A 1,678-nucleotide genomic window follows, 5' to 3' on the forward strand; every position below is an offset into this window, starting at 1 on the left:
GGCATGCGTCTGGAGCACGTGGGCCGCGTGGCCAACATGCTCCAGGAGCGCCAGGGTGACCTGCCCACCTTCCTCTCCCAGGACGAGCGCGGTCGCCACCTCATGCCCTTCCTCAACAAGCTCGGGCAGAACCTCGTGGATGATCGCCAGGAGGTCATCACGCTGCTCGAGGACGTGGGCCGCTACACCGAGCACATCGGCGACATCGTCAAGGTGCAACAGAACTACGCCCGGACGCCCCGAGTCCACGAGTCGGTCAACCTGGCGGACCTGGTGGAGGACTCCCTGCGCATCAACGCGGCCGGGCTCACCCGCCATCAGGTGAAGATTCAACGCCACCTGGTGGACCTGCCGCCCGTGCTGACGGACAAGAACAAGCTGCTGATGATCCTGGTGAACCTGGTCAGCAACGCCAAGTACGCCATGGATGATGTGCCCGTGGCCGAGCGGCTCCTGAGCATCAAGATGGAGCGCCTGCCCACGGACCACGTCCGCATCGCCATCCATGACAACGGCATGGGCATCGCACCGGACATGCTCACGCGCATCTTCCAGTATGGCTTCACCACTCGTGAAGAGGGGCACGGCTTCGGCCTGCACTCCAGTGCCCTGGCGGCCCAGGAAGTGGGCGGCTCGCTGTCCGTCCACAGTGACGGTCCTGGCAAAGGCGCCACCTTCACACTCGAGATTCCCTTTCACCCGGCCCAGGAGACGAAATGAGCAATTGTGACAACAAGAGGCGGATCCTCGTCATCGACGATTCCGAGGCCATCCACACGGACTTTCGCCGGATCCTCGGCTCGGAGCAGCGCAAGGGTCAGGATGATCTCGACCTGCTGGAAGAGGCACTCTTCGGCGCCAATCCCTCTCGCGGCGATTCCTCCAGCGATCCGGAGTTCGAAGTGGATTCGGCCTTCCAGGGGCAGGAGGGTCTCTCCAAGGTCCGGGCGGCCCTGGAGACGGGCCAGACCTACTCGCTGGTCTTCCTCGACTACCGGATGCCCCCCGGCTGGAACGGCGCCGAGACACTCCGGCGTCTGCGACAGGTGGCTCCCTCGATACGGGTGGTGCTCTGCTCGGCCTACTCCGATTACTCCTGGGAGTCGATGCTCAAGGAGTTCGGCCAGTCCCACTTGCTGAAGGAGCTGCGAAAGCCTTTCAACGGTCAGGAAGTGCGCCAGTTGGTGCTCAACCTCACCGAGCAACAGGGCGACGCTCACTCGCCGGCGTGAGCCAGTAGCGCTGACGCTGGAAGGGATAGGTGGGCAGGGTGACCCGACGCCTCCCATAGGGGGCGTCGTAGGCAGCCCAGTCCACCTCCACGCCCTTCACGTACAGGGCCCCCAGCGTTTCCAGGACACGAGGCCACTCCGCTCGGAGTTCCAGGCGCACCTCCACGCCGTGGGCCTCGAGCGCCTTCTCGGCCTCGTCCCACCGTGCGGCCCGCTGCCCCCGGGGCTTCTTCCAGTAGTCCTCCTGGCTCGCCTCCGCTCCGGGCGCCGTCCCACTCTCCGCGCTCACCAGCAACAGCCTCGGCACCGCGTACGGCCCCGCCTGTCCCGGCTTGCCCACCGCCAGCCTCAGCCCCTCTTCCAGGCTGAAGACTCCCGCCTCCACCCCCGCCACGTACTCCCCGACTCCCTGCCCCACCACCGCCTGTGGCTCCACTCCCCACGCC

At 66.0% G+C, this 1,678-nt stretch carries 2 protein-coding genes and 1 pseudogene; 2 read left to right on the forward strand and 1 reads right to left on the reverse strand.

The window, feature by feature from the left end; all coding sequences use genetic code 11:
• The coding region (locus tag VF697_RS22350; protein WP_331098179.1) for a sensor histidine kinase at positions 1-720 on the forward strand (720 nt) is incomplete at its 5' end.
• Complete coding sequence (locus VF697_RS22355; RefSeq protein WP_331098180.1) at positions 717-1,232, forward strand: response regulator; 516 nt, start codon at positions 717-719, stop codon at positions 1,230-1,232. The genes VF697_RS22350 and VF697_RS22355, both read left to right, overlap by 4 nt.
• Here VF697_RS22355 and VF697_RS22360 read toward each other — a convergent pair.
• A pseudogene (locus VF697_RS22360) lies at positions 1,195-1,678 on the reverse strand (hypothetical protein); the annotation flags it as partial. The gene VF697_RS22355 and the pseudogene VF697_RS22360 overlap by 38 nt on opposite strands.

The sequence above is a fragment of the Archangium sp. genome, assembly GCF_036388035.1.
GTDB lineage: Bacteria > Myxococcota > Myxococcia > Myxococcales > Myxococcaceae > Archangium.